The organism is Candidatus Scalindua japonica (genome assembly GCF_002443295.1).
Taxonomy (GTDB): Bacteria; Planctomycetota; Brocadiia; order Brocadiales; family Scalinduaceae; genus Scalindua; species Scalindua japonica.
Window position 1 is genome coordinate 191,622 of record NZ_BAOS01000013.1, and the last position, 26,239, is coordinate 217,860.

Genomic DNA, 26,239 nt, shown 5'->3' on the forward strand with positions numbered 1-26,239 from the left:
CGGATTTAACAAGCATCTGGAAATACGTGCAGCATTAATTGAAGTGGCTACGGCTGGATTAGGAGGATAGACAAAAAGCCTGCATCCTTATTTGAATCAAGAATGCAGGCTTAATCATAATGATACAATATTAGATAAACAACTACCTAGCTATTTACTACTGTTTTCTGTTTAATCCTTCGTACTGCTCCAACACCTACTAAACCGACAAGGCTGATACCAAAAAGTAGTTCAAGGGAGGGTTCTGGAACACTACCTTCAATAACGTCGTTAGCGCAAGACATCGTAAAATGAAAGGCGAGAGTATTCCAAGTTTCCATACCGGTACCTGCTAGATCATCTATCGTGAATTCTATCATTCCAAAGTCTGGCTTTGTTGCATTAGTGAGGTTAATATCTACTCCTGCGCTTTTTACGACTTCCCATTCGTTGGTATCCTGTGTAACCATTACTTCCTGATCATGTCGATATATACCGCCACTTAGTAATTCACTTGAAATGTATGCGTTGTTGTTGTTGTCCTTGAACCCTTTGGAAAGATCTACTAACGAAGCATCCCTATGACCACCACCGGAGAGATCTGCGTTCCAATGGTCACTAAAAGTGTCAAATTTAATAGCTTTTTCCCATTCGGTACCTGTGCTATGCGAATCTAATATGTGATGTGGATCGTTTCCAGCCGGATTCCACACTTCTGCCAGAAATAGGTCACCTATCCCCATCCCTTTCCCATCAGCGTCGTCTGGTATAGATGCGTTCTTGGTCTGATCAGTTAAGTTATATGTATCTCCCGCACCATAGGTACCTATCCCACTTGTAATAAAGCCAGTATTAATTTTAATACTAAGTGAAGTACCTTTAACAAAGGTTACCTCCGCGTTTTCTATTTGGAAATCAAAACTACCGATTACGTCCTTCTCCATAGTCCCTGGCGGGTTACCGCCCCAATACGCACCAGCACCGGTATCGTCTACAATATCTGCGGAAACATTTTTTGACGGTAAAACAAATACCAACGATAGAAACAAAGCAAATCCGATAACTAACAAATGTTTTTTCATACAGCACCCACCTTTCCCATGTTTATATCTTCTTCTTAAAAAAATTCAATAATATGCTTAATTTATTAAATATTATTAGAACCTCACGTAATGAAAAACAATCATGTTTGAATCTTGAAACAGTATTTTAGCAAACTATAACAATTACACAAGATAAAAAATACTATTTCTTTTTAACCAGAATATTTGGATATTGTTTATGAACAATATTAACAAACAAGGTCCTTGTCAATATTGTTACTTGTTTTCCTTACACAATAACCCCTTAAACGATCTTAAGTAACTAAAAATCCAAGTTATCACCTTTTCAGTAAAAACTGATTTTTTCTATTAATTTGCCGGTTTTTTCTGCTTCTGGAAAATTACTACTTAGTCTAAGCGCGTACTCCAGTTCTTTTAATGCTAATAACTCAAGCCCGGTTTTGTAATAAACAACCCCAAGGTGATAGCGCATTGTAGGATTCCGTGGCGAAATTTTTACAGCATTCTTAAGTTCAGCTATTGACTTATCGTACTCACCATTCAAGTAACATATCCATCCGTATGTATCTAATATATTAGCATTTTTTGGGGCAAGTTCCCTGGCGTCTTTTGCAAATTTCATCGCATAATCTATTTTGCCCTGCAGCTTTGTTGCATATAAATACGCAAGATTATTGTGCGCAAATATCGATGACGGTTCTAATTTTATTACCATTTCATACTCTTTTACTGCTTCATTAATTAAACCATTAGACTGAAGTATCATCGCCAATTTTAGATGAGCAATAACGTTATCAGGGTCAATAGATATCAACTTCTTATAGAGGGTCTCAGCCTCATCATTTCTCGCATTACGCGCATAAATATTTGCAAGTTGATAATACACAGAGGGAGAATCTGGCGCCATTTCTAAAGCTCTTTTGTAGATTTCTATGGCCTCATCAACGCCGCCAGACCAGACCAGGATGTCTGCCAGTATCTGGTATAAACTCGCATCAGTTATCGCTATTTCTGAAATTTTATCATGCTCTTTTAATACGCGATTAAGCCATTTACTATTGGCGTATGCTATAGAACGACCCAAATGATATACAATCTTAGAAGTCAACTTATTATTTTCACTAAAATTTATTAAGCCCATGAGGCTCTCTTTTTGCATATTATTAAGTCTCAAGGACTCATTACTGATATGACGCCTGGCCCCTTCAAAATCATCCTTAGACAATGATATGATTATCATACACAGGTTTGGAATAATACCACCGGGTTGAATGTTTATTGCTTTTGAGCATGCATCTATTGCCCCATCATAGTCTTCATTCATAAGATGCGCTATCGACAAACTGCATAGAAAAAAAACATTATTCGGAAAATTGTTAATTCCCTGCTTATACGTTGAGATTGAATTTTCGTATTCACCCCTATCCAGGTATAAGATACCCAGTCCGTATGCGTCAGAAGATTCTGGATTATGTTGTAATACGAAGCTCAACTGTTCTATAGCCTTTGATATTTCTTCATTTTTCACATACACCTTTGACATTAACAAACTAGCAGTCTGGTTTTCAGGGTCCAGTTCTAAAACCTTCACCAGGGCGTCATGTGCCTTGTCATCTTGATCCATGGCCAAATAACTTTTTATCATGTTAAAATATACAGCCACATTTTCTGGTTCTGTTTTATTCAGCGTTTCAAATTCAACTATCGCCTCTTTGTGCTTTCCGATTAAAGCGTAAGCGCTTCCCAATCCTAAACGAGCAACATTATTTTGCGGATCAATCCTTAGTGCTGTTTTGTAATGCGGCAATGCGATTTCGGGCTGATTAAGTTGCAGCTTTATATTGGCAATGTTTAGATGGGCTGGAACAAATTTAGAATTAATGTCTATTATTTTATTAAACACTAACACCGCGTTGCTTAACATGCCTTTCCTTAAATAAGCGGCTCCAAGAACAGTGAGTACACGTATTTCGGCAGGTTTAATTTCAAGGCTCTTCTTACAATATCTTATACATTCATCAATCTCATTTTGCGCAAATTTTAACCTGGCCATATTGTAATGCCCTTCAAAGGTGTTCACATCCAATTCCAGCATTTTTGAGAATGCCATTTCTGCATTCTCATACCTTGTGCTTGCAAGATTAAGCTCACCCAATAGATTATGAGCCCTTAAGTTTTCTGGGGAGAGTTGTATCGCCTCATCAACCAATTTTACTGCATCCTCTACCGAATTCTTTTTAAAGAGCAGACCTGCAAGGATTAGTCTTGTAGAGACAGAATTGTTATCAAGATCAGCCAGGTTCTGATATGTTGAAATAGCATCTTCCTCTTTTTGAGCTGCAAGATACGCCTTTCCCATATCTTGTGAAACATACTCTGGTTTACGCTCTATGATTTCATTATATACCTTAATAGCCTCTTCTTTTTTATTAGCGGACAGATAAGTACTCGCGAGAAAAATCTTAGGTACTAGGTTATCTGGTAATATTTTTGCTGCTTTTTCGCACTCTTTAATTGCCAGACTAAAATAACCACTTTGTATTGCAACTATATACTTGTTAATGGATAATGTTACCTGCTTACCCTTCTTTTCATTATCTTTACATATTTCTATTAATCCCAGATATTCCTTTTTCTCTGCATCATTAAACATAGAGAGCGACTCTACCTGTTCATTCGTAAATTTAAGCCTGACCATATCATAATACCCATGAGTGGAATCTTTATGCTTTGTATCTTTAGTATCTCGAATAAACAGCTCTTCTAATAGATTATAGGATGACAAATCCTCTGGATAGAGTTCCATGGTTTCTTCAGTAATCTTTGCAGTCTCATGTATACTACCCTTTTTAAAGAGTTGGTTGGCGAGGGAAAGTCGCACAGATATAGATTCATCATCCTTACCTGCCAGTCTCTGATATATTGATACAGCCTCTTCCTCACCATGTTCAATGAGCATCTCAGGTATAAGAGTCTGTGGAAAAATGGCTAATGCCTTTTTGCTCTCACTGATAGCTAAATCAAAATTACACATTTGCTTTGCAGCGAGTGCCTTGTTAAGGTTTAATGTTACCTTCTTTGAGTCTTTTTTATTTTTCTGGCACAGATCAACTAATTTAAGATACTCTTTCTTCTCTTCGTCATTAAAGATCAATGATGATTCTACCTGTTTACGCGCCTTATAAAAGTCATCATTAGAAACATATATATTTGTCATGAACATATCGAAAAGTGGAATGTCTGAACTTAGATCTCCTGCATTTTTGAATAATGATATTGATTCATGATATTTCTCCTTTTCTTGATATGCAATAGCAAGATTGATATGGAACATAACGTTTTCCGCGGTAAGCTTAAGTGCCCTATTACACAAATCTATTGCATCATCTGCCCTGCCCTGCCATAAACGCAAACTTGCTAATTTATAAGCAGGAAGATATTCTGGATCTATCTCCAACACCCTTTCAAGTAAGTCTGCTGCGTCATCAATTCTACCATCACCTTCATATAGGTTCGCCAGAATTGTATTTGCCTCCAGGTTAATTGGATTAAAAGAGATCAGGATCTCAAGTGTATTAATGGCATCATTATTCCTCCCTGTTACTACATATGCTTTGGCAAGATTCAAATGTGTATCTGCTTTATTTTGGTTTTTCCCAATGGCCTTTGCAAACTGTTCAATCCCCTTATCAAAGTTCCCTTGCCTTACATAAGCAAGCCCAAGGATATCATATACCTTTAACTCTTCTGGGTCTGTTCGAATAATCTGTTCACACTCTTTGATACACTTGCTTAACTGCCCTGACGCAAGACTTAAATGTGCCATATAGATCTTACCAATTAAAGGATCTAGCTTGATAATCTTTTTAAATATCAATTCGGCATCTTCAAAATCCTCTAATTTCATATATGATTTACCGATAAGGCACATTACCTCCAAATTATCTGACTCAATATCAAGAATGTTTTTAGCCAACCTGATTGCTTCTCTATACCAGCCACTCCTGAAAAGTAATTTTGCCAGGCCTATTTGGGCTGGAATAAATCCAGGTGCGAGATCTAATGTAGTAGTAAATTCAGCCTTGGCCTTTTTTATATTACCACTCTCCATTAGTGCAATAGCCAGTATATAATGAGCCTGTGCTGACCCTGGTAACCTATCGGTCACTTTTTTTAATAAGGCTACAGCATTTGTATACTCTTTTCTCTCAAACGCCTCGCTACCTTTTAAGAAATAGTCAGCCGCCTTATCAAAGTCACCATTTGCTGTATGTATATTTGCCATGAGGATATTGAGGAAAGGTTTTAACTGCTTTTGTTTGCCTGCCTCTTGGCAGGATAATATTGATTGGGTGTATTCTCCCTTATCCTGGTGAGCGACTGCAAGATTGATGTGAAAATCAGCATCTTCTGGTGCAAGCTTTAGAGCCCTATTACAAATATCTACGGCCTCATCTGCCATGCCATTTAATAAATATAGACCAGCCACTTTATAACCCGGAAGATATTCAGGTTCTATTGCCATCACATTTACAAGTATGTTAATGGCTTTATCAATATTACCCTCTTTTTCATATAAACTTGTAAGTAACGTATTTGCCTGCAGGTTATTCGGGTCAAAAGATATCAGATCCTCAAGCGTCTTTATTGCATCCTTATTCCTTCCTGTTACTATATATGCCCGGGTAAGATTGAGGTGTGCATCTACCATACGTTGGTTTTTTTCAATTGCCTTTTCAAACTGCTTGATACACTCCTCAAAGTTCCCTTCTCTTAAATAAGCAAGGCCAAGGATATCATAGGCTCTAGCCTCATCTGGATTTGACTTAATAATCTCTTCACATTGGCGAATACACTTCCCTAATTGACCAGTTGCGAGACTAAAACCTGCCATTTTTATATTTCCAATAGATGGTTTTAACTCAAGAATCTTCTGAAACACTGCTTCTGCACTTTTAAAATCTCTTAAGTTTACATATGTGTTCCCAAGAATCTGCATTATATTCAAATTTTCAGGTTCCATTGCAAGTACATCTTTGCTCAACCTGACTATTTCATTATAATTGCCTTCTTTTTCCAAAAGCCTCATAAGACCTATTTGAGCAGGAATGAATTCTGGAGAAAGGCCTATTGTCGTCTTGAATTCAAATCTTGCCTCTTCTAATTGCCTGTTTTCAATTAAGGCAAGGGCCAAAACATAATGAGGCTGTATAAAATCTGGTATCTTCTCTGTTACCTCCTTTAACGAAACTATAGCGTTTTTATAATCTTTTCTTTGAAACAGTACACAACCCTCTATAAAATTAGCTAAAGGAGGTAAAATGACAGGGCTTAATTTACGTACTTTTTGAACCTCATTAAATGCCTCATCATATTTTGACAATTTCAAGTAGAAAAGACCAAGTTGAGTGTGAACAGCTAAATCATCTGGCTTTTTCTTTAAAATGCGGGTCAGGCACTCAACTGCCTTATCAAGTTCTCCCTGCTTCTCATAAATCAGGGACAAAAGCATCCGGGCTTCATAATTATCATGATCAATTTCTGACAAAATGAGATTACAGTGTCTTTCTGCCAAGTCAATTTTGTCTCTCTGAGCATACAACCTGGCAATTGCTATATGTGCAGTTAATAACTTATCATCAAGTTTAAGGGCTTCTTCATAATTTATTATTGCATCTTCAATCAAACCCTGTTCAGTGTGAATCTGCCCCAGACAAGTATATGCATTTTGATAATTGGGATTTCTCTCAATCTCAGCCCTGCATATATCTTCTGCCTCCAAAAGTTTTTCGAGGACCAGAGACTCTGCCTTGCCGAGCCTTCTCAATTCAATTGCTTTAGATAAACTTATGTTTGCAAGTAGAATGTGTGCATCTGAGAAATCAGGTTTGATCTTGAGTGCCGTTTCCAGTTTTGCAATTGCCTTTTCATAATCCTCTAAATTTGAATATGAAACGGCCATGTAATAGTGAATATTAGCGTTCCTTGGATTCTTTGCTAACTCCTTTTCAAATATCTCTAAAGCTTCCCTATTCCTTTGAACTTTTGCAAATACAAGTCCTTGTTCAAGATCTCGCTTTTTCCAGACATCTTTACCTATATAAACGTAAAAGGCAGCAAATAGAATACATATAATTACTATGATTGGAGTAGCAACAAATATGAGCCAGAATTTCCATCTTTTACCTTTGTTACTTTGAAATTTTTGAGAATCATTCATAAAAATAAATCTCCTGTAAGAATTACTTAATTTCCATTATGATTTGAATGTAAATAATAAAAAAACATAGTCGGATACAAAGTCAATATCACTATAAACCTCAACCATAAATCCATCTAAACTGTAATACTCTCTATTTTAGATTGCCTTCTCTCAGATTTTCTCAGGAACCAGACCACTGGAAATAACAATGCAAGGGCAATAACAAAAAATGGTATCCCTCCTCTGCTATGGAGAAGACTGTCAGTTAAGTATGTCTTATCCACATAACATCCTAACACACTGAGAACCGCAATTCTTAGCCCATTTTTAAGTATTGCGATTGGAAAAACTGACAGAAGTACGACAATTTTCCTCCATCCACTCGATATATAAAGATGGCCTGAGAGCAAGGCCGCAACAAAGAGGGCTGTGGCAGATGTGACCCCACTGCACTGTTTGGCCACTTCAATACTTACACCTGATAATTGAAAAGTGAAGCCATCCCGAGAATACGGAATACCCGTTAACATTAAATAAAAATGAAATACCTCAACAGATCCCTTTTGTAATAGAGAAATAACCATATCTTTTAAAAATATGGGGAACGGCATCATGAAAACGAGAATCAATAATGGCAAAAACATAGTTTTAAATGATTCAATACCATAGAAAAGAACAATACCTCCAAACCAGAAAATAAAAGCAGAAAATGTTAAAAGAGATGATAAATCTTTTTGATTAAGATTAATAATATGAAATTTTCCTAATATATAAAGAACAATACCAGCAGTTATAATAGCGCCACCATATACAAAAGAATAATGGACTCCCGAAAAAATTTCTTTTCTTTTTGTATATATCATATAACCGCTCATCAAAGGAATAAATATAATGTAAGAGGTGATTTGAAATAAAGAAGACACTATGCTCATAAGTGGCATATAAAAGATTATGAATGTAACGATAGAGAACAAGAAAAATAATATATTTCTTGAAAATATTTGTCTTTTTAAATCCATAATAATCAGTATGCTTTTATAACCTTAATTGAGCGATTTATGTAGCTGCATCCTTTATGTTGCGTAACTTAGCAGAAACTTAACAATCAAATACCAACTAACGATCATCAAGCTAAAAAAATTGTATATCAGGATTCCTCACTACATTTCATAAGATATGCAGATGATAAAGGAATATTAAATCTATAGCAAAACCTTAAAAAGAGCCACAAATAGATATGCGCTATCTAATGTTAGACAACATTATTGTTAGCTACAATAAACACCGCAATACATTTTGTCAAGTTGATTTTCTTGTTTTATTTACTAAAGAGCCTCCACATAAACTTACAAAGATGTGGGCAGTAAATATGTTATAATTAACCCTAATTACGATGGAAGGAGGACTATCTTCTTTTTTATTTTAATAAATTTTTTTCTATTCTTCAATCACGGCAAAATAGGCAATAAAATATCCGAAACAACCCGGTGTCCTTCTGCTGTAAGATGTCCTTCGTGTGAATAAAACCATTTACCGGGTTCCATCTTGTACCTTTCACATAAACGTGTTGCAAGATCAATTACATCCACATTCATCTTTCCTTTACTCTCCACAATTATTTCACGTAAGTAGTCCTGAAATTGTGATGAGACCGAATTTGGACGTTCAATATAAGACCTTCCCGGCATTAAGATCAAACTTAACTTAACTTTGTTTTCAGTACATTCATCATGTATTTTATCTACTAGAGCTAAAAAAAGATTGATAGCATGATTAAATCTGCCTTTAAATTGTTCAGAATAATCTGGTATCCTGGAAAAATTCATTTTTAGTAGCCGAAACAATTCAATTTTATCCACGATGCGAGAGATCAAACTATTAGCATTATAGCCTTCACCCAAGACTACATTTGTCAGATTTTTTTTATATTGCTCCGCCGGTTTAAGTACCATGGGAACTGGTGTATTTCTTAGTATGAGTTCATCAGATATTAATTCATAAAATGGCTTCCCGCGATTTGCCTGTAATGGAAAGGGAAGTTCATTGTCGAATAAATCATTTCCAAGGTAGACTACCAACAGAACAACATCAGGTGAGAATTTTAAAATCCTTTTTTTGATTAATAAATACTCCTGGTCAGTACTATAACCGGGAATACCATAATTAAGATAAAAATTATCATTTACATCTCGCGAATTAAGTAGCTGAATAAAGGTTTCACTATCGTTCACACCAAAGGAAAACGTAAAGCTGTCACCAACGAAAGCGTAAGTAAGACCAGTCTGTTCCTTTCTCTTTTTAGAACCAGTACGAAATCCCAGTGAATTGATTGAGTAGCTTACATCATAGTCATAGTGTTTATGTCGGCCATTCCAGTTTGGGTCTAACTTCCAGCCCAGATCTTTGTCATAAACCATCATACCATAATCAAGATGATCACTATTCTCAATATGGTGCCTTTTAAATCTGAGGATCATTTCACTAACTACAAGCACAACAAAAAAACTAAAAAGCGTGATTATAGTTACAAAAATAACTAATTTGATTTTTGACAACTCTTTTAACTTCCTCCGCCTGAAAAATGTATTTTATTTTATTTGTAACACCTTTAAAGTTAGAATTTAGTTGTGACGTATTTGAAGCTCTCTGTATTGATTCGGCGATCTCTGGAGCAGCTGTAGCAAGTATTAAAAAGCACTATACAGTTGAAACCTATTATACTTATTGCGCTATCTTTCAATCAATACATTTACTTCAAAAAAATCCATAAATATTATTGTCAATGACCACCGGCATACAGGTAGGCTGTGTCACAATTGAAATTTATATTCCCGCCCATCTTCAAGCAAAGAAAAAACCGCACATAATCTGGTGGTTAGCTTTATGTGTTCGTTAACTGTTTCTTGACACTTGAATCGCATTAATAATATTTCTTGTCGTAGTTATTGTTTTAATTCCAGGCACATCAAATGGCGATTTTGATAACTTCTTTGAAACTGCTGAAAAAAACAGCACCATCTCTTTGCCGGATTAAAACTTCTTCTCTTTTTGCAATCTTCAAGAGTTAACTGGATTTATTCGTTAGCTACCCGCTATTCATTATTCGGGAGAAATGCCCAAAGCATCAGCCATACCCTTTCCATATGCCGGATCGGCTTTCATGCAGTTGCCGATATGGCGGAGCTTAATCTCCTTGGGGGCATCTCCCATAGCACAAGCTGTGTTACCAAAGAGTGTTTCCTGTTGTTCAGGGCTCATTAATCGAAAAAGTAAACCAGGCTGGGTGTAATAATCGTCTTCATCACGATGATTCCAATGATCAGCTGCCCCGTCCAGGCTGAGAGGAGGTTCTGAAAACTCCGGTTGCTGTCCCCACTCACCGTAACTGTTAGGCTCATAGCCGAGCGTGCTGCCGTGGTTACCGTCAACTCGCATTGCACCATCGCGGTGGTAGCTGTTAAAGGGACAGCGTGACGCGTTAACCGGAATAAGGTGGTGGTTCACACCAAGCCGATAACGCTGCGCATCAGCGTATGCAAACAGCCTTCCCTGTAGCATCCTGTCAGGTGAAAAACCGATACCTGGCACAATGTTTGCCGGATTGAAAGCTGACTGCTCGACTTCTGCAAAATAATTTTCCGGGTTTCGATTCAGCTCTAAAACACCTACCTCAATCAAAGGATAATCTTTATGAGGCCAAACTTTAGTCAGATCGAATGGATTAAAATTACATTTATTTGCTTCATCCTCAGGCATTACCTGGATTCTTATATCCCATTTAGGATATTCACTATTATCAATACTTTCCAGTAAATCACGCTGATGGCTTTCTCTATCCTTCGCTATTATTGCTTCAGCTTCCTGGTTAGTTAAACATTTAATTCCCTGTTGCGTCTTAAAATGAAACTTAACCCAGACACGTTCGTTTTTATCATTGATAAGACTGAATGTATGACTGCCATAACCATTCATATGCCGATACGAGTATGGAATGCCACGCTCACTCATGGTTATGGTAATCTGATGTAGCGCCTCAGGCAGCAATGTCCAGAAGTCCCAGTTATTGTGAGAGCTTCGCATGTTTGTGCGGGGGTCACGCTTCACTGCGTGATTAAGGTCAGGGAACTTGAGAGGATCGCGTAGAAAAAAGACTGGTGTGTTATTACCAACCAGATCCCAGTTACCCTCCTCGGTGTAGAACTTAATAGCAAAGCCCCTGATGTCGCGTTCAGCATCGGCAGCGCCACGTTCACCGGCCACTGTGGAGAAACGTACAAAAAGCTCAGTCTTCTTGCCTATTTCTGAGAAAATTTTTGCCCTGGTGTAGCGGGTAATGTCGTGAGTGACGGTGAAGATTCCATACGCCCCGGAACCCTTGGCATGCATACGCCTCTCAGGGATAATCTCTCGATCAAAGTGCGCAAGTTTCTCCAGAAACCAGACATCTTGCAGCAACTGAGGACCATGAGGTCCTGCAGTCATCACGTTCTGATTATCAGGTACGGGAGCACCAGCATTGGTGGTCAACTTCTCCTTGTCATCTTTCATGGTTTTCCTCCTATTAGATTTTTGTGCAGCGAACGTCTGAAGTGAGGTACGCTATTTGGCAAAAAACAATAAATAAAATACATCTTGGTGAATACATATTTCACAAAAATATCTCAGAAACCCTAAACTCTCCTGGTCAGTATAAATTCTTGTGAAATCACCTTTTAATAATCTCTCTTGATATTCCGTGTAAAGTGGTACCGAAAGTAAAGTTTGAAATTTATGAACAGGCAATCGCCAAATTGTTTTATATGAAGCTCCTCGTTTTGATCGTAGAGATGAATAAATAACATTAGTATATGTGTTTTATCCGCTTAATTTTGCACTGGCAAGGCGGTTTATACTGACCCCCCTGCTTTAAGAAACAATTTATCAAATATTTCACCGTTATTTGCAGACTCAAGGGAATTCCATATCTGCTTTGAAATCTTTCCTATCATTTGCAGAGTTTACATAGCGCTGGGAACGATTAAAATCTTCGCCACATCCGTATACTACCTAGCCCCGACATCTGATTACCCCACCAGGCAACCCTTCCAGTCATCAGAGCGGAGTTCAGCTCCACTTTTATCTATAATAAACCCCTCAATACCGGATGTTCTTTTTATAAATTCTGATCCCATTAGAGGTCCCATAACAAAGACAGCAGTTGCCAATGCATCGGCCTCCATTGCATTGCGGGCCCGGATACTGACAGATGCGGTTTCCCGGGCAGGCAACCCGGCAATAGGAGAAACGAGGTGATGAAAGAGCTTTTCTTGATCAAAGTAAACCTCATAGTTTCCCGAGGTTGCTATAGCTCCACTCTGGAGTGTGAGCACCTCTTTGTACTGGTCATCCCGCCAGGGATCCTGTATGGCGATCTGCCAGGGTTTATTGCCACCTTTGCCGCCGTAGGCAGCAATATCTCCACCGCCGTTAACGAAAGCGTGCTGGATGCCTTGCTGGCGAAGAACACTCATAGCACGGTCAATGATGTAGCCTTTGGCAATGCCGTCGAGAGTGACCCCCATGGAGCTTCTGGCAAACGAGACTGCCTTCTGGGAAAGCATCACGTGCCCGGTCCCGACTCTATCCAATGTTTCCCTCAAAACCTCTGGCGTAGGAGGTACTCCTTTTTCAGCAAAGCTTTTTTTATAAAGATCAACAATAGGCTTGACCGTAATATCGAATGTACCCTGGGTGATAGCGTGGTAGTGGATCGAGGACCTCAGTACTTCCATCACCTCAGGAGGCACATCTGTGAGAGCGCCGTCTGCGTTAAGCTGGCTAATGTGTGAGTCGCTCTTATGACGGCTCATAATGGAGCTCAGCCGTTCAACTTCTGCAAAAGCGAGCCCCATGGCCTCCTCAGATTGCGCCCGGGACTCATGGACGACAATCATGGTGACGACGGTTCCCATAGCTAACCGGCTCGTGGAGACTCTGAACAGATGGCGATTGAATTTTGCGGCCTCACTGGGAAGGGGGATGGTGAGAGCGGCCAAACTGAGGCTCAGAGATCCAGAGAGGGCGAGAAACGTCCTCCGGCTGATTGTTTTAGTATTCTGGATCGAGTGCGGTTTCATGACTTGGTCTCCTTTCTAGTGCGAGGACTTAATTATGTCGTCGCACAGTTATCGATTCTTCCTTGGAGACCGTTGAAAGACTTTGTACTCATAAGTTTCCGATCTCCAACCTTCTGTTTAAGTGTTACACTGATATTCTGCAATAGTATCTTAATTATTCTTAAGGCAGCTCGAAAGATTCAGATGGATTGTCAGCTTTTCGCTTCGTATCATCTGAGCTTTTCACTCTCCTGTCGTCCTTTATCAAGTGCACTGATATATAAAATCACCTGTTTTGCATCGGGGATTTTGGCCGTGATTTCAAAGAATGTGCGAATGATGTCTTTGCGGGCGATAATGCCGACAACTTTTCCATCGCGCAGAACCGGCAGGCTGAGGATCAGTTGATTGCTTTCGACAAATTTTGAAACGGCTGTCATAAAGGGAGCATCTTCTGTGATCGTGAGGGTATTCTTTTCCGGTTCCAGATAATCACCCACATTAAGCGGCAACGGCACTTCATTATAAATTACGTCCATCAGGCCAACCATACATCCCTGCTGTGAAAACATACCGACGAAGTTACCGTCAGAGTCAACCACCGGGGCGGAAAAGACATGTTTCTTCTTCAATTTTTTAGCCGCGTCACGAATAGTCATATCAGGGGTTAAAATCAGCAATCTTTTGGTCATGATATCTCTTACATGCGGTACCTTCCCCATCATATGCTGCGATTCAGTAGTTGTTATCGTATGCGACTTTTTTATAGGATTATTCTTATCTTTTGGTATTTTTAGCATTTTTCCTCTCCATCCTTCATTTGGTGAAAGCCGTTACCAGCCATAGTTGATATTTTCTGTGCAGATTCATAGCTGGCATCGATTACCTCGCATGAATCACACTTCGCTAACGTCTCTTTCCTGTCGGATCCGGGTTCACAGTGACAGGAGTGCACATGGGTTTGCTTTCTCAGCAATACTCCGAAGGTGACACTAAAACCAGCAAACAGGATAATGACGAACGTAATTAATAACTCTAACAAGCTCGGTTCCTTCCATATAATACTTAATCTCTGCCTGATCCACTTCTCAGGAGTGAGTAAAATCATCTACTATCCAAAATCGTCAAACTTGACATTTTCGGTCTCCACACCAAGATTATCCAGCATGTCCTCCACCGATTGAGTCATTACCGGAGGGCCGCACATGTAGTATTCGATATCTTCGGGGGCCTGATGGTCAGCCAGATAGCTGTCGTACAGCACCTGATGAACATAGCCGGTGAGCCCAGTCCAGTTGTCTTCGGGCGCCGGACGGGACAGCGCAAGATTAAAGGTAAAATTCTCATGTTCTTTGGCCAGTTGCGCGAAATGATCCAGGTAGAAACATTCACCCAGATTGCGGGCATTGTACCAGTATGAAATCATGCGTTGACTGTTCCGGCCTTTGAGCAGTTCAAGAATATGGCTGCGCAGGGGAGCCATGCCAGCCCCCCGGCCAATGTAGACCATCTCTGCTTCGGATTCATTGATAAAGAATTCCCCGTAAGGACCGGAAATGTTTACCTCATCTCCAGGTTTCAAGTTGAAAATAAAGGATGAGGCCACACCCGTCGGTATCCCCGGATCCGGTGGCAGTGCAATGCGAACGTTTAGCATGATAATACCCTTTTCCCCCGGGTAGCTTGCCATCGAGTAAGCACGTGTTATCGGTTCCGTAACTCTGGATGTAACGTCCCACAGATTGCGCTTATCCCATTCCGGTCGGAACGCTTCCGGAATATCGAAGTCTTTATAACTCAGCTCATGGGGTGGAACGTCGATTTGGATATAGCCGCCCGCTTTAAAGTCGACTTCTTCCCCGGCAGGCAACTCCAAAATAAGCTCCTTGATAAAATCGGCCACGCTGTCATTGGATCGAACCTTGCAAACCCACTTCTTAGCCTCAAACACCTCGGGTGGTACTTCAATATCCATATCCTGCTTTACCGACACCTGGCAGGCCAACCGAAGCCCTTCACGGCTCTCTCGTCTGGTAATATGCGCCAATTCCGTCGGCAGGATGTCACCGCCGCCATCGAGCACCTTAACCAGGCATTGGCCGCAAGTACCGCCTCCGCCGCATGCCGAAGCAACAAAAACACCCTGGTCTGCCAGACATCCCAACAGCTTGCCGCCGGGCTGGGTAACAAATTCTTTTTCTTTGTTGACCACCATCTTAATATCACCGCTGGGCAATAATTTTGCTTTGGCGAACACAATCAAACTGACCAGTATCGAAGCGATGAGGGTGAATAATCCCACGGCAATAATCAACTCGCTCATAACCGAATCTCCATTGATTTAATTAATTTTAACCTCACGTTACTCTATAGCTGAATAAGAATAACTGACCAAGATTGAGATCCCAACTCAGTCTTGTCTCATAACTTAATACCCGCAAACGCCATGAATGCCAGCGCCATCAGGCCGGCAACCGTAAACGTGATTCCCAACCCCCGCATACCAGCCGGCGGATTGCTGTATGCCAGTTTTTCCCTGATACCAGCCAGGCAGACGAGTGCCAGCGACCAGCCGGTCCCTGAGCCCAGACCGTAGACAATACTTTCCGAAAAGTTGTAGTTACGCTCAACCATAAACAGCGATCCTCCCAGGATAGCGCAGTTGACGGTGATAAGAGGCAGGAAAATTCCGAGGGTGTTGTACAGTACAGGCACAAATCGATCCAGCACCATCTCCAGAATCTGCACCACTGCCGCAATGACCCCGATGTAGGCCAAAAGACCCAGAAAGGTTAAATCGAGCGCGGGCTGGCCGGCCCAGGATAAGGCACCTGGCTTGAGCAAAAACTGAAAAATGATATTATTGACAGGTACTGTGATCGTTTGAATAAGGATCACCGCCACGCCTAATCCTATAGCGGTCTTGACACTTTTTGATATGGCCAGAAACGTGCATATACCCAGAAAAAATGCCAGTGCCATGTTTTCGATAAAAACAGATTTTATAAAAAGACTCAGATAATGTTCCATAGGATTAATCCTCTTCGTTTTGTTCGGGTTTCCAGGTCCTGATGCCCCAAATCAAAAATGCAATCAGAAAGAAGGCACTCGGCGGCAGTACCATCAGGCCGTTATTGACGTACCAACCACCGTTGGTTACGGACTTTAATATTTCAACGCCAAAAAGCGTGCCCGATCCGAGCAGTTCCCGGAAAAACGCCACAATCAGCAATACCAGTCCGTACCCCAGGCCGTTACCGATTCCATCCAGCAAGCTCTGCCGCGAGGCATTTTTCATGGCAAACGCTTCCGCCCGACCCATAACAATGCAGTTGGTAATGATCAGCCCCACATACACCGACAACTGCTTGCTGATGTCAAACAGAAACGCCTCCAGTATCTCCGACACCACAATCACCAGTGTAGCAATAATTGTGATCTGAACCCCGATGCGAATACTGCTCGGTATCTGATTACGAATCAAACTAATGGAGAAACTGGAACATGCCACCACAATGGTGACACAGATCGTCATCACAAAGGCGGTTTGCATTTTACCGGTCACCGCCAGGGCCGAGCACACACCAAGTATCTGCAGGGCGACCGGGTTGCGGTTGATTATAGGGTTCAACAGTAGTTCTGTGATTTTCGGTTTTGCCATTTCATGCTCCTTCGGCTTGAAGCCGCTCTAATAATTTCTTAAAACCATCGTTGCCCATCCAGTATTTTATTAAGTCAGTCACACCGTTGGCTGTCAGCGTCGCACCGGACAGACCGTCAACCTGATATTCAGCCTCGGGGCTGCTTTTGTCGGCAACGCCCTTGACAAGGTGGAATTGAACGCTGCCCTCTTTGCCGTATATCTTCTTTCCCACCCACTGGGCTTGCCACTTGGAGTTATCGACTTCGCCGCCAAGTCCAGGGGTTTCGGAATGCTCGTAAAACGTGATGCCGCGGATCGTTTTTAAATCGTCACTTAAGGCCAGAAACCCATAAAGCGTCGACCACAGCCCTTTGCCGTCTATCGGCAAAATGACTTGATCCAGCTTGCCGTTTTTTTTCACCAGATATACCAGGGAATACTTCTCCCTGCGTCCGATTCCCGCATAATCCTTCTCTGGTGGTATTTTGACGCTCAGTTCAGGATCTCTGGCCGCCGCCCTTTGATCAAAAGTTTCCGGATCGAGTTGATCTTTGGCAACATACTCGCCGGTTGCAAGATCAACGATGCGCGTCTCGATCTGTTTAAACGATTCTTCCACGGATGCCTTGGTATCGTATAGATCGGCCACGATCAGGATATTTATTTTACGATCCAGAACCTTGTTGGCCTCCTGCCTGGGGCGCAATCCAATCGCCGCTCCCGCGACCAGCAGAGAACAGGTAGCAGCCAAAGCTATTGCCACGATAAACGTTTTGCTAACTGATTCATGTGCCATTTCGAATCTTTCTTCTCTTGATATTGGCCTGCAGCACGAAGAAGTCAATCAAGGGAGCGAAGACATTGGCCAGCAAAATTGCCAACATTACTCCTTCGGGATAAGCAGGGTTTATAACGCGTATCAGAATAGTCAATACGCCTGCCAGGGCGCCATAAAACCATTTGCCGGTTTCCGTCAGGCTCGCCGACACCGGATCTGTGACACAGAAAACCAGACCGAATGCAAAGCCACCTACCACCAGGTGCCACCACGGCGGCATCAGAAACATCGAATTGGTATTGCTACCGATTATCCACAGGAATGTCGAAAATCCCATGCCGCCGATCAACATGGACACCATCACGCGCCAGGAGCCGACACCGGTAAAAACAATAATGATGGCGCCGATCAAGCAGGCCAATGCAGACGTTTCACCCAGCGATCCCGGCAAAACACCCAGGAAGGCCTGGGACCAGCTCACATTGACGGCCTCCATGCCGCTACTGACATCGGTGGTTGCCAGGGCCGTAAGTGGAGTGGCCCCGCTGACCCCATCGACCACCACCCAGACCGCATCACCGCTGTTCTGTGCCGGATAGGCAAAATAGAGAAATGCTCTGCCAGCAAGTGCAGGATTGACAAAATTCCTGCCGGTGCCGCCAAACAGTTCTTTGGCGACAACAACACCGAAGCTGATCCCCAGCGCCGCCTGCCACAAGGGAATCGTAGGCGGAAGCGTAAGGGGAAAAATCAAACTGGTGACCAATAAACCTTCATTAACATCCTCTTTGCGTACGATACCAAACAACACTTCCCAGGCCCCGCCCACCGCCACACTGACCATATAAACGGGGATAAAGTAAAGTGCTCCGTGAATGATATTGGAGAGAAAACTGTTGGGGTCATAGCCTGCCAGGTTCGTCAGCACGGCACCACGCCAGCCCGGTACTGCGGCAATGTTCATTTCCTGCATGGCATTATTGGCCTGGTAGCCGGTGTTCCACATTGCCATAAATATGCACGGGATCATAGCGTAGACCACAATCGTCATGATGCGTTTCAGATCCATGGAGTCGCGCACGTGCGGCTCGACGGTGGTGACTCTGTCGGGGGTATACAGGAACGTGTCTGTAGCTTCAAAAAGCGGGTATAATCTTTCCAGCTTCCCGCCCTCTTCAAAGGACGGCCTGATTATGTCGAGAAATTGTCTTATTGACTTCATGGTTAGCTCTTATCCTTCTTTTTCAATATGGGTCAAAACGTTTCTCAAGAGTGGACCGTAATCGTATTTTCCGGGGCATACAAACGTACACAGTGCTAAATCTTCCTCATCCAGCTCCAGACAACCCAGATCCTGGGATTTTTCGCTGTCACCAACAATCAATGACCGCAGAAAATAAGGTGGTTCGATATCAAGCGGCATGACCTTCTCGTACGAGCCGATGGGCACCATCGCACGCCGATCACCTTCGGCAGAACTGGAAAAGGCAAGCTTGCGATCCCGGCCAAATAACGAGGATGCAAACAGGGCCTTGACAGAAAAACGGTTAAAGCCAGCCAGGGCCCAGCCGAGAAATTTCCGTTCCTGTCCTTCGGCAATGACCGAGATCTGCAGATGGACGCGTCCCAGAAAAGCATAGCCGCCTCTGGCCTGCCGGCCCGAAAACACGGAACCGGATATAACCCGCACATTATCACTGTTCAATTCGCCTGTGACCAGTTCATCGATGGCAGCTCCCACCCGAGTCCGGATCAATCTTGGGTTTTTCACCTTCGGTCCTGCCAGAGAAACCACCCGCTCCAGATAAAGCCTGCCGGTAGTAAACAGCCGTCCGACCGCAATGACATCCTGATAGTTGATACTCCACACGGTTTTTTGATCACTGACCGGATCCAGGAAATGAATGTGCGTGCCAGTCAACCCTGCCGGGTGGGGCCCGGTAAACTCCTGCATCGATACGCTGGCGATTCCATCGCCCGGGATATCTACACCGGGACACTTGCAGATATACACTGGGCCGTCCGACATTCGGGAAATGATTTGCAAACCATGGCAAAAATCCTCTGCATGCTCTTTAATGATCGGAGCAGGATCGCACGCCAGCGGGTTGGTATCCATAGCGGTAACGAAAATCGAGTGCGGTGCGCTGTATGGGGCCGGCACCTTACTGTATGGCCGGGTGCGAAGCACCGTCCACATGCCGGATTGAATTAACATATCCTGCACCTCAGCACGCCCCAGGCTATCCAGTTTCGCGGCGTTGAATGACGGGAAGGTTCTTCATCCTCGCCTTCCACTTCATCAATGACAATGGATTCAAACTTGCGCTTGTCCCCACGATTGATAGCAACTACCTTCCCGCATCCGGGTGAGGTAAACTGTACCCCAGGTGTTTTTTTATCTTCAAACAGAATCTGTCCCAGCTTGACCGAATCACCCACCTGAACCACCATCTTGGGCTTCATGCCAATGTAATCATCGCCCACCAGGGCAACGCGATTCACCGTTGGCCCGGAATCGATATTCTGGGCAGGTGCTCCGGTAATCGGCAGATCCAGACCTTTGCGAATTCTAAACATTTTAATTTTCTTAAATGGAGAATTCTGATTTCACGTTACCAGAAAAATCCAGGGTGTTCTGATGACCAGGAACATGAAGATCAACAGATTGGGCAAGGTAACCACTCGATTTAAATATGTAGCAATATTAGAAATTTGTATTGTAGAACTTAGGTATTGTATAGAAAATATGAAGACGAAAGTCAAGCAGTTTTAGTAAATTCGGAGTTTCGGATCTCACGGATTCAATCTGATACCAAACCATAATGCAAACGGAGGTTTGTGCCAGGGGGAAAACGGGGGAAATCTCCCCTGGACTGAATGGTGCTAATCATAGATTTTCATGGTAAAGATAAAACTTGTTTCGTTTTGTGAAGCTATCAAACAAGTTTGCATTTTACCTTGATTTAAAGTGTAAATGTTGGTTACATTGTTGATTAGCATGGTTGCTGCAAATTGGAAATCAAAAAATTGCTTGTTTTTTTGCAAGAGAATATTGGAGAATTAAGAAAACCAGACCATACATGGCCATCCCTCAATGGCTTCTATGTATATTGTCTTAAATGCAATACTTAGATTAACACATAAGATATTATTCCTCTTGCAATTTTATTTTTTCAAATATATAATCCTTTTTTGATTTACCGTACTTTTACAGGATTTACCGTAAACAAACAGTGTTTGTAAGGGTGCTTTAGATGGTATTCTACAATACGTGTTTAATTCATAAGTAGCTGACGTATAAGGGGTTTGCGAACTAAGCGCCAGTAACTCAGCTGGATAGATCATCAGATTTCTAATCAGATTCAGGCCATTTCTCTAAGTAGTTGAAAACAAACACAAGTCTTTTAATCACTTGACCTTATCTATTGTTTCTGAATAGGTTCTGTCATGTGATTTTACCTCAATTTAGCTCTCTCATGGACACTATATGGACACCAGATTTTTCTACTAAATGTTTGCTTCTTTGCTTCAAAGCATAAGTATCAACATCCCATCTTTCCCAGATTAAAATCTTCAGAACAGTCATCAATAATTTTCTATAATTTGGCTCAAACCTTGAATAAGGAATAAACTTCATGATATTGAAATAAACTTGTTTGCAAAGTAGAAAAGTTATATTACTAAACAATCTGGTCAGGGAGAGTACTCAGCTCCACTTATATCTTGATACCAGGAAACAACTGACACTCTCTTTTGTAAGCCGATATTCATTTGATATTGAGAATATATACAAATTTGTCGTAAGTCCTTATATTTCCGCTTTATTTAGCAAACCAACACAACTATCATACCTTTACCAATTTCAAGAGTTACGTTTTATATAAATATGTTTGATCCTTTAACTATATATGCAGCATTAGAAGCTTTGGGAATGGTGAAAAAACAAATTGTTTTATTTCATATTTAAGACTAGATAAATTATTCACGTGCCGTTTACTGACTAGATGAATCAAACTTTAACTCAATCTGAGAACTCCATTGTAATATTACATTTAAGCGACCTGCATTTTGATGGCAATGATAACTGTCAAGATTCAATTGATCGACAAGGTGTATTCGGGACATTGATAGATGAAATAAAATCTCTTGATGAAGAATGGAGACCAAATATAGTTTGCATCACAGGTGATGTTGCGTATCAGAACAAACAATCTGGATATGAGGCGTCAATAGAATGGTTAAATACGTTACTACATGAATTAGCCATAGAAAAAGAAGGAGTCTTTTTCTGCCCTGGCAATCATGATGTCAATAGAGTAAAAGCGTCGTTTTTAGTCCGACCGGATAAAGTAAAAGACGCAGATCGAATATTGAGCTTGCCAATTGCAGACCACTTCAAGTCACTCTTTGCCAGGTATGAAGAATTTTGTAAAACATTATCATTACCAGCCTATTGCTTTAATGGGTCACAAGAATACATAGTTGGTAAGAGATCATATAAAGATATAAATTTTGTATGCAACAACTCTTGTTGGTGTTCAATGGATGAGGATGACAAAGGCTCTTTATGGTTAGGCCTAAATTTCATAAAATCGCTAGGCTTGCCTGAAATATCAAATCCCAGATTTCCAATAACAATAGCTTTGTTTCATCATCCTAAAGAATATTACAACGAAAGTGAAACCAATCGGTATGGCAATCGTGAATCCACTATAGACTATCTGTCATCAAGATGTCATATTATATTGACGGGGCATACTCATGGACGTCCGAGAAAGCCTGACATAATACATGATAATGCAATAAAGTTTTCTGGAGGATGTTATATATCAGATCAATACCGCAACAGTTGTTCTTTAATACGATTATGGCCTGAAAGAATGTGTATAGATTATCGGCAATATGAGTGGGATGGAGGGCAAAGCCGCTGGACTAAATTTTATGAAGAACTCGATTATAAGTTGCGCATAATAGAAAAATTTAAGAATCCAGATTATCAGCCTGCACGGGAAGTCCAGCAAGGAATAGAAGCTGAAGCTGAAAGAGAACATTCATTAAAAGAAATAGAAGAAATACATAAAACTATTTTTGATCATATCACTTCATTAGATAATACTAAAGCAATCGACCATTATGAGAAGAATCTAAACGTGATTGATGCTCATAGGGATAAATATAAGGAAACCATTAAACAAATAGAATTGTTAATTTTGGAAGCAAAAGATGGACGAACTTGAGAATCGCCAAAAATTAAATAGATACATAAAAGAAGAGAACAATGCCGATGCGCTTAAGCTCTTAGATAGCACTTCACTATCTCCAGTTTGGTGTCATTTGGCGGTTCCAGTTTATGTGGCTATAGGAAAAGAGAGTTTGGCAATACAAACTATAGTATGGGCAAAAGAGAACGCAGACATTCTCGTGTGGAGACGCTGTATCTATGAGTTTGCAAAAGCTGATTGGAAGCGGATTTTCGGACATGACCCTAAAGGGATTATTGTTTTACCGGATAAAGACACACAAAATAGAAAAGAAGATGTTGATAAAATTCTCGAAGTTATGCAGCCAGTTTTACTTCATATAGAAGGAGATGAATGTGTTTCAAGTAAACTTGAAGCCGAAATACTGTTTATCGCTTTTAATGCGTTCTGGTTATTAGGAAACATAGAGAAGGTTAGAAAGTTAGCGTATTATCTTGAAACCATGCAACCTGCATCAATAGGATTAGCTAATTTAGCTATGATGGGGCTTGTAAAACCGGGTAGCCTTAAAAGCAATTTTCCTGAAAGATTAAACAAAGAAAATCCTGATTCTTTTAATGCAAAAATGCTCTCACAATTACTTAAAGCAGAACTATTTGAACAGAGTAAAAGCGCTTTTGAGTCGCTAAAAGCATTTTCACCGGGAATAGAAAAGGAAGACAGACTCAGGTATTGCCAAGGGCTTTTTCATGTAGCACAATTTCTTGGTGAACCTGCAATCACGGAATGTATTAAGCTATCAGAGGAACTAATAGGTAAAGAAAATAGTTTTTGCAAATTGGCAAAGGCGGAGTGTCTATTAAATTCAGACGATATAGATGGTGCCGAAAAAATTGCAGAAAGTTGTAAAGATGAGGAGAATCCACAGTGGTTACAGATATATGCCTTCATTCAGGCAAAGAAAGAAAAATTCGAAGATGCTATAAAATACTATGAAGAAGCTTCTAGGCTTATGGCACATCCTGAGGTATTTGCAACGCTAGGCAGATTGGCAACTCTGGCATCTGAAAAAGACGATAAATTCCGTAATAATATTATTGATGCTTATAAATCTTTACTAGAACTTGAACCAGACAATCTGTCTGCAAGACACAATTTAGCTTTTGAATTGGCAAGGTCAGGACGTATTCAAGAAGCCAAAGAACATTTTGAGTATCTATTAAAGCATACTTCAGAAGATGATCCATCCGCCATTAACTACAAACAAAACTATGGCAACTGCCTTATGCTTACTGGAGATCCTGCTGGGGCCTTAGTGATTTATGATGATATATGCAGTAATAAAGATGCACCAGTAGAAGCTATAATAAATAAGACTAAACTTTTGAAGCAACTCAATGACCCATTCATATCATTTGAATTCTTGCAACAATATCGTAAGGATTATTGGAATACGCCTTCATATCTTCAGTGTTATATGGAAGTATCAAGTCAGGCTAATCAAGACGGCCTGATGCACGAAGCCTTGATGCAGCTTAAGAAATTAAAATTGGAGGGTAAAGTATCAGGTGACCTGATAAAACAAATAACACTGGAAGATATTATTGAACATGGTAAGCAGTGGAATGAAAGAACTAGGCAGATACATAATTTCTGCTTAAAAGGTGAGATGCCCTGGTCTCTCGCCGATGACATGCTAAAACATGCCATATATATGGGTTGGATTATTAGGACGCAAGAGCTTAATTGGATTAACGATGAACCTGCTACAATCGCCAGTTATTCTATTTATGCAACTAACTGTTTTCACCCATTGAAGTATGATAATGGAAAAGTTTATCTAAAAAAACTTGATAAACCATTATCTAATTCAGAAGTTGTTATGGACATTACTGCCCTAATAACATTACACCGTTTAGATTTAATAGATAAAGCAAAAGATTTCTTCAAAACGATATATGTGCCTACACTATATTTATCTAAATTATCAATGGATTCTGACAAGCTTCTTCCACATCAATATTCTAACGTAAAATCAATTTGTAAAATAAAAGAAGCTATTGACAGTGAAAGGATACATGTTCTAGGAGAGTTAGAAACACTTAGTAATAGTTGCTTCCCCTATATTAATGAGCATACATCACCAGAAGACAAAGAACACTACTATCGATTGGTTGACATTCTTGATGCCTTAGAGAAATATGGCTTAGTAAGAACAAGAGAATTAGAAGATATTAAGAAGATCACATTAATGCATACTGGAGTTGATGAGCATCATCCAGAGATAAATAAAGATGATAAGCTGATTATTGAGCTTTCTTCTCTAAAAACAATCTGTAATTATGATTTATTTGACACAGTATTGAACAACTTTGATGTGAAGCTAACTTCAGAATCTAAGAAGCAAGTGCTTTCAGACTTCAGTCACTTTGAACACCAGAAAAAAGTGAAAAATTGGAATAATGATTTGTTCAATATCATATCGAGTGAGAGTATAATAAAAGTAGACCTTGACCTAGATGAAAAAAATAGAGAAAACTTTTCCATGACAGCTTTAAAGTTATCAATACAAATGAATTTACCTCTGTACTCTGATGATAGATGCCTTCAAGTTGCTGCGCTAAATGATAAAACCCAAATAGGTGTTTTTGGTACAGACATTTTCACAGAAGCTCTCTATTCACAAAAACATATAGACCTTGAAGTTCTAACAGATATATATTTAACTCTTATTGACTGGCGATTTAAATTTGTCATTCTTCCATTAGATGTCATGGAATACCTTGCTGAGCAATATTTAAAAAATCAGCCTGGAAGTGCATTAAAAAAGATAGCTATGTACATACATGACTGTATGCGAGATCCTGGACTTTTTTATGGTCTAGAGAAAGCAGCTGACGTCCCTTTATCAATGGCAATGAAGCTCTATATGGAGTGGTTACGATTGACTGCCGACTTTATTGTTAAATGCTGGAATAATCCGAAATTTGATGATGGTGTGGCGGATACATATACGGACTGGGCGATCTTAAGCATGTTACCAACAATCCCTAAATATTTAACTGGAGGTGGTTATAATCTTGCTAGCATGACAAAGAGTTCATTATTAAAGACAGCAATCACCCAATTAATGCTCGAAGGAAACATTGACAAAGGAAATAAAGTGTTATTAGTATTAAAACAGAAATTAGAATTGAGTGACGTTGAATATAATCGAGTAGTATTGGAGACAATAGATGCAATCTGACATAAACAATATTGAGGCAATTTCTAA

At 40.5% G+C, this 26,239-nt stretch carries 15 protein-coding genes and 1 pseudogene; 2 read left to right on the top strand and 14 right to left on the bottom strand.

Annotation, left to right across the window (positions count from 1 at the left end):
• Window positions 1-146: 146 nt before the first annotated feature.
• The 14 genes and pseudogenes from SCALIN_RS08345 to SCALIN_RS08410 form a co-directional block, all read right to left on the bottom strand.
• Window positions 147-1,061: a hypothetical protein gene (locus tag SCALIN_RS08345; RefSeq protein ID WP_096894050.1), complete on the bottom strand. Its 915-nt coding sequence runs from the start codon at window positions 1,059-1,061 to the stop codon at window positions 147-149.
• A gap of 307 nt (window positions 1,062-1,368) precedes the next feature.
• Window positions 1,369-7,263, bottom strand: a complete 5,895-nt coding sequence (locus SCALIN_RS08350; RefSeq protein ID WP_096894051.1) for a tetratricopeptide repeat protein — start codon at window positions 7,261-7,263, stop codon at window positions 1,369-1,371.
• A 116-nt stretch (window positions 7,264-7,379) separates the two neighbouring features.
• The gene (locus SCALIN_RS08355) at window positions 7,380-8,264 is read right to left on the bottom strand and encodes an exosortase/archaeosortase family protein (protein WP_096894052.1); all 885 of its coding nucleotides are present in this window, start codon (window positions 8,262-8,264) and stop codon (window positions 7,380-7,382) included.
• 429 nt (window positions 8,265-8,693) lie between these two features.
• Window positions 8,694-9,800 (bottom strand): SGNH/GDSL hydrolase family protein, encoded by a 1,107-nt coding sequence (locus tag SCALIN_RS08360; protein WP_096894053.1) that lies wholly within the window; start codon window positions 9,798-9,800, stop codon window positions 8,694-8,696.
• A 544-nt stretch (window positions 9,801-10,344) separates the two neighbouring features.
• The gene (locus SCALIN_RS08365) at window positions 10,345-11,793 is read right to left on the bottom strand and encodes a catalase (protein WP_096894054.1); all 1,449 of its coding nucleotides are present in this window, start codon (window positions 11,791-11,793) and stop codon (window positions 10,345-10,347) included.
• Window positions 11,794-12,308: 515 nt separating this feature from the next.
• Complete coding sequence (locus tag SCALIN_RS08370; protein ID WP_096894055.1) at window positions 12,309-13,361, bottom strand: FAD:protein FMN transferase; 1,053 nt, start codon at window positions 13,359-13,361, stop codon at window positions 12,309-12,311.
• Between the two features lie 209 nt (window positions 13,362-13,570).
• Complete coding sequence (locus tag SCALIN_RS08375; RefSeq protein WP_096894056.1) at window positions 13,571-14,140, bottom strand: CBS domain-containing protein; 570 nt, start codon at window positions 14,138-14,140, stop codon at window positions 13,571-13,573.
• Window positions 14,134-14,448, bottom strand: a complete 315-nt coding sequence (locus SCALIN_RS08380; RefSeq protein ID WP_096894057.1) for a hypothetical protein — start codon at window positions 14,446-14,448, stop codon at window positions 14,134-14,136. Before SCALIN_RS08380 ends, SCALIN_RS08375 begins: the two co-directional genes overlap by 7 nt.
• A gap of 3 nt (window positions 14,449-14,451) precedes the next feature.
• The gene (nqrF, locus tag SCALIN_RS08385) at window positions 14,452-15,663 is read right to left on the bottom strand and encodes an NADH:ubiquinone reductase (Na(+)-transporting) subunit F (RefSeq protein WP_096894058.1); all 1,212 of its coding nucleotides are present in this window, start codon (window positions 15,661-15,663) and stop codon (window positions 14,452-14,454) included.
• Between the two features lie 98 nt (window positions 15,664-15,761).
• A complete protein-coding gene (nqrE, locus tag SCALIN_RS08390) occupies window positions 15,762-16,370 on the bottom strand; it encodes an NADH:ubiquinone reductase (Na(+)-transporting) subunit E (RefSeq protein WP_096894059.1) in 609 nt (202 codons plus the stop codon).
• 4 nt (window positions 16,371-16,374) lie between these two features.
• A complete protein-coding gene (locus SCALIN_RS08395; protein WP_096894060.1) occupies window positions 16,375-17,001 on the bottom strand; it encodes an NADH:ubiquinone reductase (Na(+)-transporting) subunit D in 627 nt (208 codons plus the stop codon).
• Between the two features lies 1 nt (window position 17,002).
• Complete coding sequence (locus SCALIN_RS08400; RefSeq protein WP_096894061.1) at window positions 17,003-17,779, bottom strand: Na(+)-translocating NADH-quinone reductase subunit C; 777 nt, start codon at window positions 17,777-17,779, stop codon at window positions 17,003-17,005.
• Window positions 17,769-18,983 (bottom strand): NADH:ubiquinone reductase (Na(+)-transporting) subunit B, encoded by a 1,215-nt coding sequence (locus SCALIN_RS08405; RefSeq protein WP_096894062.1) that lies wholly within the window; start codon window positions 18,981-18,983, stop codon window positions 17,769-17,771. Before SCALIN_RS08405 ends, SCALIN_RS08400 begins: the two co-directional genes overlap by 11 nt.
• Before the next feature lie 9 nt (window positions 18,984-18,992).
• A pseudogene (locus SCALIN_RS08410) lies at window positions 18,993-20,341 on the bottom strand (Na(+)-translocating NADH-quinone reductase subunit A).
• 1,427 nt (window positions 20,342-21,768) lie between these two features.
• Here SCALIN_RS08410 and SCALIN_RS08415 point away from each other — a divergent pair.
• Both SCALIN_RS08415 and SCALIN_RS08420 read left to right on the top strand, forming a co-directional pair.
• Window positions 21,769-23,001 (top strand): metallophosphoesterase family protein, encoded by a 1,233-nt coding sequence (locus tag SCALIN_RS08415; RefSeq protein ID WP_096894063.1) that lies wholly within the window; start codon window positions 21,769-21,771, stop codon window positions 22,999-23,001.
• The gene (locus SCALIN_RS08420; RefSeq protein ID WP_096894064.1) at window positions 22,988-26,212 is read left to right on the top strand and encodes an HTH domain-containing protein; all 3,225 of its coding nucleotides are present in this window, start codon (window positions 22,988-22,990) and stop codon (window positions 26,210-26,212) included. Before SCALIN_RS08415 ends, SCALIN_RS08420 begins: the two co-directional genes overlap by 14 nt.
• The last annotated feature ends 27 nt before the right edge of the window (window positions 26,213-26,239 follow it).